Here is a 13,344-nt window from a genome sequence, read left to right on the forward strand (position 1 = left end):
ATCATTTTACCGCTTCAGCCTGCTTTGCAGGCTGCTTGCCTAAGATATAGCGACGGGCAACATCGACAACCATCAGGTCACGCAGTAAATTACGGCCAACCAACACTTCATAGTTAAGATGACTACGGTCTTTAAGTGTGAATTCAGCTACCTGGGAGATTGTGCCCAGCCGAATCCCAAGCTTCACAACCCAGCGTCTATCTTTTTCTGTCGCGGCCTGGCGTATGTTTGCATAGCGCTCCACCAGCATAGAAACTTCTCGCCCATCTTCCAGAGTAAACCTGACCCAGCGCTTTCCATTACGCTCAAATTCCGTCACATTCTTAGCACTAATTGATGATGTTGATGCCCCTGTATCCATCCGTACTTTGACTGCACTTTGATGGCTACCGAAATCGATCCAGGCCCATTCAACGTCACCAACAACGGTTTTATTATTCAATGATTGTCGTAAATCAGAACAGGACTGATCAGACTGCACCTGAACAAGCAGGGCCTGACGTTTATCAGACTCGCGCTTTATCAACTGATTCGTCTTGCTTTGCGTTGCTACCAGTTTATCCAGCTGAGGCTGCAGTTGTTGACACTGAGCAATTGCCTGCTCAGAAAGTTGGATGTTCTCGCGCTGTAAATTCTTTGTTGCTATACATCCCTGCAACAACAATAAAGCGAGACACAAAATAAGTGCTCTCATCCTATAACCCCGATAACTTCAGGTTGTGCTCAGTACACAACAGCTATCTTCTGTGACCCGTAATCAGCTCACAGAGAACGTAATTCCACACTTAAGCATAGCTGCGAGGGAATATTACGTCGATTAATTAGGGCAAGTTGAGACTTGTTTTAAATGAGTAGCAATAAGAGGTTCAGCTTTAAATGCATACGACAAAGAACAGGTCTGACTGGTCTGTCACAAATCTACAGTTTAATCTGTCAATTAAACTGAAATTTAAACTGTCATTTAAACTATTGTTTCATTTGTTATTTAAGCTGTTTTTTCATCAATAGTCGCAATCGGGCGGCTAGTATCCCTGATCCACTCACTCCAGGAGCCAGGATAGATACGAGCACCAGTCAGACCTGCATGTTCCATTGCAAGCAGGTTATGACATGCAGTCACGCCGGAACCACAATAATGGACTACCTGAGCCGCGGCGGTACCCTTTAGTAACAATTGCCATTCAATGCGTAACTGTTCAGCACTTTTAAAGCATCCGTTGGCCGAAAGATTGTCCGGTAAAGGCCGGTTCAACGCCCCCGGTATATGCCCGGCAACCGGATCAATCGGTTCCTGCTCTCCCCTAAAACGCTCCGCAGTGCGGGCGTCAATTAGTAAGCCTTGCTGAGGAAAATCAGCAACCTGATCCAGCGGCAAAATCATAGAAGTATCTGCAGTACCGCTAAAATCACCCGGTACATTCTTTGGCAGTGCTGCTGTCACACCTGAACCTGCCGCAATCCAGGCTGGAAAACCACCATCCAGCAGCGCAACAGACTTATGACCCAACAGTTTAAGCAACCACCAGCACCGACTTGCCATCGCGCCGCCGCAATCATCATAAACCACCACCTGCGAACGATCAGAGACCCCTTTTTCACTAAAAGTAGCAGTAAGAGACTCAAACCCGGGAAGTGGATGACGCCCTGTTTCCGGTGTTACCGGTGCAGAGAGTTCCCTGTCCAGATCGATATACCGGGCATTCGGGATATGGCTTTCAGCGTAAAGCTTTGCTCCCAGCCCGGTATCCATCAAATTAAAGCGACAATCCAGAATAACCAGATCACTCTGTTCAGTATCAATCAAATCAGACAATTCATTTGCAGAAATCAAGGTACTAAACATCATCTGTTCTCCGGTTATTGAGTCACGATATTCTGGTCGCTGTTACTGGTCGTTTAAGCTGCTGCTCAGGCTAACAGATCAGCCAGCTCTTCACGCAGCAGATCCAACTCGTTCTGAGCTTTCTGTTTCGCTTTCTTCTTCAGCGTTTCAACAAGAGCTTCTTTCTCACTGATCAGGAGTTTAGCTTCAGCAGCTTTATCTTCAGCGGCTTCGACCCGATCAAGCATCGGTTTAAGCTGCATCAGGATAGCGCGACGACGGCCTTCTTCAGCCCGGGCGATCTGCTCTGCAGACTGTTCTTTCTCTTTCTTCGCTTCCTGCTGTACGTTTGCAGCCTGGTAAGTCAGAGGACGAATACCGGTAGCGATACGTATCTGATCGAGGAATGGCGTCGCATAGCTACGGGCTTTTTCAGCACCTTTATGCAACTGCTGTTCAACATAAGCCATGTCGGTCATCAGTCGATTGTATTCTTCACGTGGTGCCGACAAAAAGCTATCCAGATATTCGAACAGTTCTTTTTTAGCATCGCCCCAACCAATACCATTTTCAAACTTGCTGCGCATCTCCTCTTGTTCGGCCGGACTGGCAAAACTTGAGTAGAGCTGGAAGATAGTGCTGTTATCAGCATCTTTGGGCTCGCCAGGCTCTTTAGTGTCAGTCTTGATCTGTTTAATCAGCTTGTACAATTCATCAGACGAGCTGAACAACGGAATAGTGTTGTCGTAGCTCTTAGACATCTTACGGCCATCCAGGCCCGGTATCAGCTGAGTCTGTTCATCCACCTGCGCTTCAGGTAGGTGAAACAGCGTACCATAGGTATGATTAAATCGACCCGCAATATCCCGTGCCATCTCAATGTGCTGAATCTGATCTTTGCCTACCGGGATAATACCGGCATTAAACATCAGAATATCTGCAGCCATCAGTACCGGATAGCTGAACAGCCCCATTGTTACATCATCGTCATCCTGCTTATTTGCTTCGCGGTTAGCATCGACAGAGGCTTTATATGCATGAGAACGATTCATCAGACCTTTAGAGGTCATGCAGGTAAGAATCCAGGTCAGCTCCGTTATTTCAGGGATATCTGTCTGACGATAGAATGTCGCTTTATCCGTATCCAGCCCCAGCGCCAGCCAGGTCGCTGCAATCTCACGGGTTGAACGGGCGACCCGCTCCGGATCATGACACTTAATCAGCGCATGGAAGTCTGCCAGAAAGAAGTAACTGTTAAAATTGCTGTTCTCACTCGCCTCAATTGCCGGCTTAATAGCCCCCAAATAGTTACCGATGTGGGGGGTACCGGTGGTGGTAATACCGGTCAGTACGGTTTGCTTAGTCATTGGATTATCTTTTCTATAAAAAGCTGTCTGAAATTGCGCCCTATAATACTAGAAAAACCTGTCTATAACCTCCCGGATTAAACCAATGCAGTCTTTTTTCATATCCGAATCAGTGGTACAAAGAGTCCTCTCTTTTTAAGGAACTGTTATGCTGGATCTGATGCCCTCTTTTATCGTCTTAGGTTCTCTGCTTGTGACCCTGTTTTTTTTAATTAAACGGGCCCCTGATCGCAAAGCCGCGACTATTGTAAATTGCGTTCTTATGAGTGCCCTCTGTTTTGTTGGCGGCATGCTCATCTCTGCTATGTATACCCGTGCAGTAGGTAATGAAAATTCTAATCCAATGATCATCGCTGTACTGGTCGCGTTCGGTACGATCAGCGCAATGTCGATCTACATTAAGCTGGATAATAAACAGAAACTGATAAAGCGTGAGGATAATCAGGAGCAGCTTTGACAAAACAGACTTGCTGACCAACACTTTTCTGACCACTCTTACAGTAAGAGGTATAAGCTTTGAAAAGCTGAGGAGGTCAGGATGGACAGATCTGCCCATACGATGAATACTCTGTTCGAACAATTAGGATTACCCAGTGATAATTCCTCAATCGATCAGTTTATCCGTACACACACATTATTTACACAATCGGTAAAGCTGGATGAAGCGACTTTCTGGAATGATAGCCAGGCCGGTTTTATTAAAGAGTGTCTGGACAGCGATTCAGACTGGTCAGAAATAGTTGATGAACTGAATATTCGACTTCACTCCTGAACAATCGGTTCACTATTTGCCAGCTCTATCACCCATATAGCAAGATCTTATCGACCAGCTCTTTCCAGAGCTGGTCGTTTTAGTTAGGATCTGTGAACTATTCCAATTTACCGATACAAAACTATGCTACTGGTTATCTCTCCTGCTAAGAATCTTGATTACGACACCCCTTCTACGACTGAACAGTTCAGCCAACCGGTACACCTGAATCATGCTCAGGAACTGATAGACCAGCTGCGTCAACTTTCTGTTCAGGATATCGCAGAGCTGATGAAGCTCAGCGATAAACTATCAGCCCTGAATGTTGCCCGTTATGAAAGCTGGTCTCAGCCATTCGATACCGTTAATGCTAAACAAGCGGTGCTGGCTTTTAATGGCGATGTCTACAGCGGCCTGAATGCTGACGACTTTACCGCACAGGAGCTCAGCTTTACTCAGGATCATCTACGCATACTTTCAGGTCTATACGGGGTATTGAAGCCACTAGATCTGATGCAACCTTATCGCCTTGAGATGGGCACCAAACTGGCTAACAATCGGGGCCAGAATCTATACAGTTTCTGGGGTGATATTGTCACTGAAGACCTGAATACGGTGCTAAGTGCCAGTGATGAACAGGTTCTGGTTAATCTGGCATCTAATGAGTATTTTAAGTCGGTAAAACCCAAGAACCTGCAAGGTCGGGTGATTACACCGGTATTTAAAGACTGGAAAAACGGACAATACAAAATCATCAGTTTCTTTGCTAAAAAAGCGCGGGGATTGATGTGCCGTTACGCGATAAAAAACCAGATCACCGATGCAGAGCAACTGAAGCACTTCGATCTTGCGGGTTATCAATACGATGACCAGTTATCCCAAGGCGATACCTGGGTCTTTACCCGTAAAGAAGTATAAATTCTGTTGTTAAGCTAATGCTAACTGGGGCTTAATCAGTTTTGACATTAAGACCCAGCGCCCTCCATGTAAGCACCCTGGATAAGCGATAACCGGCTTAGAGCTAACCTCTTGATAACCAGCCCTGGCGCAGAGTCTGTGAGCGATTATATTTTCAGAAGCAACGATAATGCTCAGGCTGTCACAGCCCTTTTCCATCCCCTGAATTTCAGCATCATTGAACAACTTTTTGGCCGCACCCTGGCCACGACAATGTTCAAGTACTGCTATCGCGCTAATATACCAACTGCCAGGCACTACGGCCTCTAATTCAACCAGTGGTAGCAATACAGAAGGATACTGGTCTATCGTCTCCATCTCATAGGGTACTGGCAAACGGTAGGCAAATGACATACCTAGTAGCTTGTCACCTTCATAACATATCCGGGCATTGATATAGCTAAAGTTACCTTCAGCTACAGCCAGACGGCGTGCAACCGCAGAAAGGGGCGTTTCTCCCACGGCCAGATAGTCCTGCAACAGGTACTCGGGAATGCCCTCACCTGACAGGTTAATCAGGTAGGCCAGATCTAGTACATCTTCTTTAACTGCAGCTCTGATATTCATCGCTACAACCTCAAAATAATGTTACCCCCTCATACAAACTATCAGATCTGTTCGTTGATTCGTCAATGTTTGGCTGGATTGCCCTGGTTAAAAATCTAATAGTGCAGAACGAAAAAACGCACCAGAAGGTGCGTTTTTTTTAATTTAAAGGTAGTAGCTTAAGGCTGCTGAATACCCACTATCTTCCAGTCTGAATCAGCCTGTGACATATCACGGCTAAGGTGCCAGATCTCACTGAACTCAGTTGTCTCTGCGCCATCTTCTTTAAGCCAGCCATAGAAATTAATTGAGGCAACGACATGATCACCATTGTCGATAAAGTTAGCCAGTTCAGCCATCACAGAAACCACTTCCGTGGTCTGGTTCTGGGGTTGCTTAGCACGCTCCTGCTGAAGAATTTCCAACAATTCAGGCGTTGTATAAGTGGCTATATCATCCCAGTCAGACAGATCCCAGGCCTTTTGCAGATGACCAAAGTGCCCTTGTGCGCCTTCTACAAAAGCTTTTTCATTAAACCATTCTGGTAGTTTCAGCTCTGGTGTTCCCATGCTAAATCCAGCTCCCGGAGCCGGTGAGAAATCCTGATAGGACGGCTGCTCGCTCTGCTGTCGCTGCTGAGTCTGATCCTGAGCCTGATCTTGAGACTGACCTTGAGACTGATGTGGCTGACGCTGATGGCCCGCATACTGAGGCGCCTGAGAACGCTTTACTGCTGAGAAGATCTTAAACGCAGCAAAAATGAGCAATCCGATCAGCAGCATATCCATAAACTGGAAGCCTTCAAAAGCACCGCCGAAGAACAATGCTCCGAGTAAGCCTCCGGCCAGTAAACCACCCATCAGACCACCAAAACCACTACGGCGTGGTTGAGTCGCTTTATTAGTCGCTGATCCTGTCGGCGCGGCCTGTTGCTTTGAGGGTGCTGCCGGCTGCACTCTCTTAGGCGTTGAGAATGACTTACCGAAGCTGCTACCACCACCGAAACGCTTAGCCTCGGCTTCTGGTACCAACATACCAAGCCCGATAACCAAAGCAAAAAATGAAACTAACAGGGTACGCATAGAAACTCCTTCATATCCGGCTCTCAACCTGCATTATCAGCATCGGTTTGAACCTTCTTATCGTTATGTCTGGTACCAGTGAGGATAGCCAGATAGATGCCGCAGAATATTAGCCCCATCCCTACGAAATGAAAAGGCTCAACTGTCTCATTAAGAAAAATGACTGACAATATCAGACCAAACAGTGGCATCAGATGAAAAAACAGACCCGCAGTTGCGGCACCCAGTTGTGCAACACCCCGGTTCCAGAATATATATGACAGTATAGATGGACAGATCGCCATATAGATAATAGCTGACAACGTATTCGGCCCCCAGTTCGGCTTTTCGCCATTTAATACTTCAGTAAGCATCAGTGGAAAGAGCACAATAACGGCAACTAATACGGTAAAACCCAAAAATGTAAAGCCATCTAACTCCACAGGCTTCCAACGCAGCAACACAGAATAAACCGACCAACAGAGCACGGCAGCCAGGATCCAGAGATCACCGGTATTAAAAGATAGGGTCAACAATACCTGTAGATCACCCTTAGCTATCAGCAGCATCACCCCTGTCAGAGAGATAAACACCCCCAGCCATTGTCGCCGGACAACGGTTTCACCCAGAAACAGAGAACAGATAACCAGAATAATAATAGGTATTGCCGATTGCATCAGGGTCGCATTAGTGGCCTGGGTGGTTTGCACGCCCAGATAGATCAGCGTATTGAAACTGGCGACCCCCACCACTGCAAGCGTGATAAGAATAGGCAGGTGCTGTCGGATCAATTCTCGCTTGTGCCAGATACGGGGCAACACAAAAGGCAAAATAATAAGTAACGCCAGCCCCCAGCGCATAAATGACATCGTTAAAGGCGGGAAATCCGCTGACACACCGCGGGCCGTGACAAAATTACCGGCCCAGAACAATACCGTCACCGTTAAAAGAAAATAAGGCATCAGATTTTTTTCAATATCTTTGCTAGCAGATTATGGCTGGGTTCTTCACCCGTCATCAGGTAGTAAAGAATGTTGTAATTATTCACACTCCATTCCATCTGATCCTGAGCCGCGGCCAAGCCACAAAAGAGAATTTCATCTCCCTCTTGTAACAAACTAAGTTCACCCGGTAACAACTCAAGGTCTCCATTGCGACGGAACATCAATGGAAAACAGGGCAGAGATTCTGTTCTGCAGCGAGGATCCTTCATCAGCTTATTCAGCTTTACCTGCTCGTCTTCATCCAGCAGCGCCATAATAGCTGGGCTTTTCTCACGTGAGACCTGAACAGACCAGCTATCCAGCTCCGAAGTATTGGCAATACTGCTCATACGATTCAGCAATGTATGCGCCCACACATCATCGTATTGCTGCATCTGTTCGATAAAAACCGGTAACAATGGCGTTTTAAGCTTAGCCAGAATCCGGTTCGCGATGATTCGGCCCGGCTCCATAATGAAATCAGCCTTAGAGTTTTTATACACTAGTTTATTGGTATTCAGGTTCTGCCGTACCACAGTCACTAACTTGGGGTTCAACTCTCTGGCAGTCATAATAATCGACAGATTATCTGCGTCATTATCTGTACCTGCGATCAATCCTACCGCATCACGAACACCTGCCTGCATTAACGTGGATGCTTCCGTACCTAAGCCGATAATCGCATTATCGAAATCGGCTAATTGAGTTGCATCATCATCCAGCAGCACCAACTCTACATCGTGTTCGATAAATTCCTGATACAACGCTTTACCAAACCGACCAAAACCACAAATGATCCAGCGACCACTGGTCTTCTTATAAGCACTGGATAGTGGCCGGTGATAAGGGTTCAATAACCAGTCATAAACCAGATGCATATAGGGGGAATGCGCCGCCAGAGAGAGATACTGAGCGTAAGCCCGAAACGGATCAACAATATGATCAGTACCAAAAGACTCCAGATTCCGCGCATTCACTGCAGATTCAGTCCGGCTGACGACAACACGATCAGGCGCTAACAACTTACTGGCAATAGCGATCGACAGATTCACATTATCATTGTTTGTAAGAGCCAACACCCCTACACAACACGGGTGTTGCAAACCCGCATGATCCAACGCCTCCGGCAGAGATGCATCTGCGGTGAGCCCGGGAACCCGAAGCGCAAGGTCATCCATCTCCAGACGATCGATACGTTCCTGATCTATATCGATAACAACTGAACGTATTCCCCGTTTACAGAGTTTATTAACAATCGCACCACCGGTAATACCGTAACCACAAATCAGATAAAAAGGTTCATTAAAATTTTTAACCTCATTGGCAAATGATCGACGCCTCAACATCCGGCCAAAAACAGGTTCCTGAAACAGCGCTAACAACGAACCAATGCTATAAAGCCACGCAATCACGGTGCCGTAAATTGAGACCAGCGTCCAGGCTCGCTGAGCCGACGTAAAAGCATAAGGTATTTCACCAAAGCCTATAGTCGACCCCATAAAACTGACGAAATAGATGGCATGGAAAAAATCCATATGCCAGACATTACCCTGGTCATCCTGACCGGGAATCAGCACAAAGCCAACCACCGCTACCGAATAAATAACGATCAGAGTAATCAGCGGCTGCCGCAAACGGCGCAGCATCAAATAAAGGATATCGTTCATAAGTGGTTGGTAATCAACGGCGCACGACGATTGTCTCAACCATCAGCAATATCACCGAGACGATATTTGCCAATAAAGCACCGCCAGACAGAGAAACCACACTGCTAATCATCTCAGTCGTCATGCCATTATCAGATAGCTGAGCACCATAACCCCAGATCATCGCCGCGACCACCAGCTGCAGATCAGCAACCAGACTGGTTGCCAGCATTAGCGCGCCTATGTGAGTTCGGTCACCAAATTTAAGTACGGTACAGATCATACTCACGACAACGGCAGCAAAGAGTTCAAATACGTTATGGTGGGCAGGGTTTTCAATATCTCCCAGGAAGAAACCGAAGTTCAGGGTCAGCGCTAATACAATAAAGAAAGCAAAAATTACCTTTTCGCGATTCATAGAGTCCATCCATCTTGAGTTGAGCTATGCGCAAAGTCGTAGCAGCACAATCTGTTTGTATAATTCCGCTGTCTGCAAAATTAAGCTCTCAGACAGATCAAGCCCCAAAAAGCACATCAATAAAAGAACTAGCCATACAAAGACTTATACTGAATTTGCGTTAATTTTCCGATTGTAAAACATCCTGACAGTAACAGCGAACCTGTTGCATTATCTGTTGTCGAATCATGCTCTGATGCGCCATTAAATAACTCAAAAGTCAGCGCGAAAAACAAAAAACAGCTGATCAAAAAATAGACAAGAGAATGAAAACTAACTAGTATGGGCCGCTTACGCCAAATAAAAATGGGGCGGACATCGCAAGACTAATAGCCGCTTTTAGCTGCTATTTGTTAGTTGCATTCCCCTTATTTAAAAGTGCGGCTTGAACTTGTGACTAAGTGTAGTTGCTAAATGTTGTGCCATTATCAGAGACTCTAGTGAATGCGTTACATAATAAAATCTAAAACCATCAGCTATCTGCTTTACCTATCCCTGTTTATGGTCGCCAAGGTCGGCTATGCAGCCGTTCATAAAAGTCCTAACGATCATAGGGATTATCTGAGCTTCAAACTACCCAATCAGATGAAAGTGCTGGTAATTTCAGATCCAACCACGGATAAAGCCGCAGCCTCTCTGGATGTGAACGTAGGCTCCAATGCAAACCCCGCAGGACGACAAGGCCTGGCGCACTTTTTGGAGCACATGCTGTTTCTGGGGACAAAAAAATACCCTAAAGCGGGCAGCTATCAGGCCTATATAAGTGAAAATGGGGGTAACCATAACGCTTATACTGCCTACCAGAACACCAATTATTTTTTCGATATCAAAGCAGATAGCCTGGCACCAGCGCTGGACCGCTTTTCTCACTTCTTTATTGATCCTCTTTTTTCCAAAAAATATGTCGACCGTGAGCGCCATGCAGTCAATTCTGAGTATCAGTCCAAGTTAAAGGACGATGGCCGCCGAGGTTACTCTGCTGGAAAGCAGGCCATGAATCCAGCCCATAGTATGAGCCAATTTGCCGTCGGTAACCTGGAGACACTGTCTAACGATGACGGTTTGCTGCGTAAAGATCTGACGGACTTCTACCAGCAGTACTATTCGGCAAACCTGATGTCACTGGTCGTACTGGGTAAGGAGCCGGTCGCTAAGCTACGCCAGCTGGTTGAGGAAAAATTCAGTAAAGTTGAAAACCGTAATACCCGGGCCTTCGTTGAGCAGCAGCCTTTATACCAGCCGCTACCGCTGCAACAGAATATTAAAACCCTTAAAAACTTCCAACAGCTAACACTGACCTTCCCTCTGCCGGAAACAGATAATCTGTACCAAGAAAAGCCGCTTTATTTTCTTTCGTCCTTACTCGGCTACGAAGGCAAAGGTAGTCTGTTCTCTCAGTTAAAAAAGCAGGGTTGGGCTAATGGTCTGAGTGCATATCGAAGTATCAATCTTGAACATCAGTCCGCTTTCCAGATCACTATATCGCTGACCGATGAAGGCCTGAAGCATTACCAGGACGTAGTAGAATCTACTTTTTCCGCGATCCGTCTGATCGAAGAGCAGAGTATCACTGAAGCGCTCTATAATGAGGAAAAACAAATCAATGCATTGCGGTTCCGCTTCAAAGAGCAGAGCCAACCCATGAATTATGTTTCAGCACTGGCCGGTAATTTACGCCAGTACCCTGCCGAACAGGTTATCAGTGCTGATTATCTGTTAGAAAAATATGATGAGCAGTTAATCCGCAGCTTTGTTAAGCAGCTATCACCTGACAATATGCTGTTAACGTTACAAGCTCAAAATATGGATACAGATACCCAGGACCCATGGTTTCATACTGAATACAGTGTTAAGCCTATCGAAGAATCGTTATTAAGCAAATGGCGTAACCCTGCATTGTCCGAAGGCCTTACTGCCCGTCAGGCTAACCCGTTTATTTCTACAGATCTTAAGCAAAAGTCATTTGCCCAAAGTACCGATAAGCCAGAACTGATTCTGCAAAATGACGGTCACTCTCTGTGGTATAAACAGGATAATCAGTTCAACCTGCCTAAAGCTGATTTCTATCTTTCCATTATCACAGAGCAAGCGAATAAAAGTGCAAAAAATGCAGTGTTAACCGCTCTCTATACCAAGCTTGTAAAAGATCAGTTGAATGAGACCTTGTATGATGCCGCATTAGCAGGCCTGAACACTCGGATTTATTCGCATATGCGAGGACTGAGTCTGCGTATTTCTGGTTATGATGAAAAACAGGCGGAGTTACTGCAAGTTGTTTTACAAAGCATGCAAAGTGCTGACTTCAACGAGACGAGCTTTGAGCGGGTAAAAGAGCTCTATACTCAGGAGCTGGAAAATCGTCGGAAAGATAAACCCTATAATCAGGCCATCGGCGAAGTCTATACTTTGCTGATGCAAAGCTGGAGTGCAGATAAAAAGCTGGCTGAACTTAGCCTTGTCAGCCTTGATGATCTACAGGCATTTATTCCTCAGCTAATGTCAGAAACCGAAGTCCGAATGCTGGCCCATGGTAATCTGACTGCAGACGATGCGACCCACATGGCGAATATTGTCAGCACTCAACTGCCGACTAATGCGGTCCTGAATACACCACAAGAACTGCCTGTAATTTTATTAAAGAAACAACAGCAGCTAACTCAAACGCTACCACTTGAGCATAACGATTCAGCCATCAGTGTTTATTTTCAGGGCGAAAGCAGTGACCTGAAAACCCGGGCGGAATATACGTTACTGAGTGAAATTATGGCCGCACCCTTCTACAGTAAACTACGTACTGAGCAGCAGTTAGGCTATGTGGTGTTCGAAACAGCCTTACCTCTTCGCAAGGCGCCGGGGCTGGCCTTTGTGGTGCAGTCACCCAACACCGATCCACTAGGTCTGGAAAAATCCATCGATACCTTCGTAAATCAAATGGGTAAGCAGCTGACTAAAATGGATAGCAACCAACTGAAGCGCTTTAAAGCCAGTGTTATCTCCCGTATTAATCGCAAGGCCACCCGTCTTTCTGATCTGAGTGAACAATACTGGCAAGAAATTGATCGTGACGAATATAGCTTCGACAGCCGCAAACAGCTAACTGATGCTGTCAGCGAGTTGAGCCTTAGCGATATCAAGAAAAGTTTTAACAAGTTACCGGAGCGTCGTCTGACTGTACGTTCCTTTGGTCAGGAGCACCGCAAGCTAGTAGGTAAGGCTGATTTAGAACAGATCTGTGACTACGAAATTGCGCTATTAAAAGAGCAAGATCAGTTTGTTCCTGAAGCCTGAATCTGGCGATCTATAATCCGGCGGGACCGGGGTTTCTCTTCAGGAACCTCGATCTCTATCCCTTCACACTGATCCAGCGTGTCATCCATCAGACACCTGATTTCCAGCTGATCTTTAGTGATCTGCTGAAACACTTTATCCTCACCTTTTAATGGCGGTAGCTTTTTCTCAGCACTAACGACCCGCTGAACCGGTTGTGGTGCATCATGGGGAATAACAGTAGGCGGTGGTAGTTGACGTTCAGGAATAAGATAAGGTTTTATTTCTGGTATCTTTTCGCTGTCAACATAACCCCGACGACGATTATCGTACATAGTTGCCGGGTCTACCGGTGAGTCAATATAACCTGAAGGTTTGGTCACCACATAGGATATAGGATTCTTCAGATCTTCTTTTCGCTCGGCACTCGCAGGCAGTGCTACGACAAGCAGCAAACTACAGAGTGACGGCAAAAGATGGTTCATTA

At 46.1% G+C, this 13,344-nt stretch carries 13 protein-coding genes; 4 read left to right on the forward strand and 9 right to left on the reverse strand.

What is annotated here, in order from left to right; translation table 11 throughout:
- Window position 1: 1 nt before the first annotated feature.
- From EHS89_RS07615 to EHS89_RS07625, 3 genes are all read right to left on the reverse strand, one after another.
- On the reverse strand, window positions 2-694 hold the full coding sequence (locus EHS89_RS07615; RefSeq protein ID WP_124925538.1) for an ATP-dependent zinc protease family protein: 693 nt from the start codon (window positions 692-694) through the stop codon (window positions 2-4).
- Window positions 695-985: 291 nt separating this feature from the next.
- Entirely contained in the window at window positions 986-1,846 is an 861-nt protein-coding gene (locus EHS89_RS07620; protein WP_170167446.1) for a sulfurtransferase, read from the reverse strand.
- Window positions 1,847-1,908: 62 nt separating this feature from the next.
- A complete protein-coding gene (locus tag EHS89_RS07625) occupies window positions 1,909-3,189 on the reverse strand; it encodes a tryptophan--tRNA ligase (RefSeq protein WP_124925539.1) in 1,281 nt (426 codons plus the stop codon).
- Window positions 3,190-3,337: 148 nt separating this feature from the next.
- Here EHS89_RS07625 and EHS89_RS07630 point away from each other — a divergent pair, with 148 nt between their 5' ends.
- From EHS89_RS07630 to yaaA, 3 genes are all read left to right on the forward strand, one after another.
- A complete protein-coding gene (locus EHS89_RS07630) occupies window positions 3,338-3,646 on the forward strand; it encodes a hypothetical protein (protein WP_124925540.1) in 309 nt (102 codons plus the stop codon).
- A gap of 81 nt (window positions 3,647-3,727) precedes the next feature.
- Window positions 3,728-3,961 (forward strand): DUF2789 domain-containing protein, encoded by a 234-nt coding sequence (locus EHS89_RS07635; RefSeq protein WP_124925541.1) that lies wholly within the window; start codon window positions 3,728-3,730, stop codon window positions 3,959-3,961.
- A gap of 123 nt (window positions 3,962-4,084) precedes the next feature.
- Window positions 4,085-4,858, forward strand: coding sequence for a peroxide stress protein YaaA (yaaA, locus tag EHS89_RS07640; protein WP_124925542.1), 774 nt, complete (start codon window positions 4,085-4,087; stop codon window positions 4,856-4,858).
- 9 nt (window positions 4,859-4,867) lie between these two features.
- Here yaaA and EHS89_RS07645 read toward each other — a convergent pair whose 3' ends face one another.
- The 5 genes from EHS89_RS07645 to EHS89_RS07665 all read right to left on the reverse strand — a co-directional run bounded on the left by EHS89_RS07645 (window position 4,868) and on the right by EHS89_RS07665 (window position 9,551).
- Window positions 4,868-5,464, reverse strand: coding sequence for a GNAT family N-acetyltransferase (locus EHS89_RS07645; protein WP_124925543.1), 597 nt, complete (start codon window positions 5,462-5,464; stop codon window positions 4,868-4,870).
- A 158-nt stretch (window positions 5,465-5,622) separates the two neighbouring features.
- Window positions 5,623-6,525 carry a Tim44 domain-containing protein gene (locus EHS89_RS07650; protein ID WP_124925544.1) on the reverse strand — a complete coding sequence of 301 codons (903 nt, stop codon included), beginning with the start codon at window positions 6,523-6,525 and terminating at the stop codon, window positions 5,623-5,625.
- Between the two features lie 23 nt (window positions 6,526-6,548).
- Window positions 6,549-7,466 carry a DMT family transporter gene (locus EHS89_RS07655; RefSeq protein WP_124925545.1) on the reverse strand — a complete coding sequence of 306 codons (918 nt, stop codon included), beginning with the start codon at window positions 7,464-7,466 and terminating at the stop codon, window positions 6,549-6,551.
- Complete coding sequence (locus tag EHS89_RS07660; protein ID WP_124925546.1) at window positions 7,466-9,154, reverse strand: potassium channel family protein; 1,689 nt, start codon at window positions 9,152-9,154, stop codon at window positions 7,466-7,468. The genes EHS89_RS07655 and EHS89_RS07660 overlap by 1 nt, the downstream gene beginning before the upstream one ends.
- A 13-nt stretch (window positions 9,155-9,167) precedes the next feature.
- Window positions 9,168-9,551 carry a DUF6394 family protein gene (locus EHS89_RS07665; protein WP_124925547.1) on the reverse strand — a complete coding sequence of 128 codons (384 nt, stop codon included), beginning with the start codon at window positions 9,549-9,551 and terminating at the stop codon, window positions 9,168-9,170.
- A 483-nt stretch (window positions 9,552-10,034) separates the two neighbouring features.
- On the opposite strand from EHS89_RS07665, the gene EHS89_RS07670 reads away from it, so the two are divergent.
- Window positions 10,035-12,878, forward strand: coding sequence for an insulinase family protein (locus tag EHS89_RS07670; RefSeq protein WP_124925548.1), 2,844 nt, complete (start codon window positions 10,035-10,037; stop codon window positions 12,876-12,878).
- Here EHS89_RS07670 and EHS89_RS07675 read toward each other — a convergent pair.
- Window positions 12,857-13,342, reverse strand: coding sequence for a hypothetical protein (locus tag EHS89_RS07675; RefSeq protein ID WP_124925549.1), 486 nt, complete (start codon window positions 13,340-13,342; stop codon window positions 12,857-12,859). The genes EHS89_RS07670 and EHS89_RS07675 overlap by 22 nt on opposite strands.
- Window positions 13,343-13,344 lie beyond the last annotated feature (2 nt).

The organism is Amphritea balenae, from assembly GCF_003858655.1.
Taxonomy (GTDB): domain Bacteria; phylum Pseudomonadota; class Gammaproteobacteria; order Pseudomonadales; family Balneatricaceae; genus Amphritea; species Amphritea balenae.

Coding starts and splice junctions, on each gene's coding strand:
- EHS89_RS07625 (WP_124925539.1), bottom strand. CDS start 3,189: ATGACTAAGCAAACCGTACTGACCGGTATTACCACCACCGGTACCCCC.
- EHS89_RS07615 (WP_124925538.1), bottom strand. CDS start 694: ATGAGAGCACTTATTTTGTGTCTCGCTTTATTGTTGTTGCAGGGATGT.
- EHS89_RS07675 (WP_124925549.1), bottom strand. CDS start 13,342: ATGAACCATCTTTTGCCGTCACTCTGTAGTTTGCTGCTTGTCGTAGCA.
- EHS89_RS07665 (WP_124925547.1), bottom strand. CDS start 9,551: ATGAATCGCGAAAAGGTAATTTTTGCTTTCTTTATTGTATTAGCGCTG.
- EHS89_RS07630 (WP_124925540.1), top strand. CDS start 3,338: ATGCTGGATCTGATGCCCTCTTTTATCGTCTTAGGTTCTCTGCTTGTG.
- EHS89_RS07660 (WP_124925546.1), bottom strand. CDS start 9,154: ATGAACGATATCCTTTATTTGATGCTGCGCCGTTTGCGGCAGCCGCTG.
- yaaA (WP_124925542.1), top strand. CDS start 4,085: ATGCTACTGGTTATCTCTCCTGCTAAGAATCTTGATTACGACACCCCT.
- EHS89_RS07620 (WP_170167446.1), bottom strand. CDS start 1,846: ATGATGTTTAGTACCTTGATTTCTGCAAATGAATTGTCTGATTTGATT.
- EHS89_RS07635 (WP_124925541.1), top strand. CDS start 3,728: ATGGACAGATCTGCCCATACGATGAATACTCTGTTCGAACAATTAGGA.
- EHS89_RS07670 (WP_124925548.1), top strand. CDS start 10,035: ATGCGTTACATAATAAAATCTAAAACCATCAGCTATCTGCTTTACCTA.
- EHS89_RS07645 (WP_124925543.1), bottom strand. CDS start 5,464: ATGAATATCAGAGCTGCAGTTAAAGAAGATGTACTAGATCTGGCCTAC.
- EHS89_RS07655 (WP_124925545.1), bottom strand. CDS start 7,466: ATGCCTTATTTTCTTTTAACGGTGACGGTATTGTTCTGGGCCGGTAAT.
- EHS89_RS07650 (WP_124925544.1), bottom strand. CDS start 6,525: ATGCGTACCCTGTTAGTTTCATTTTTTGCTTTGGTTATCGGGCTTGGT.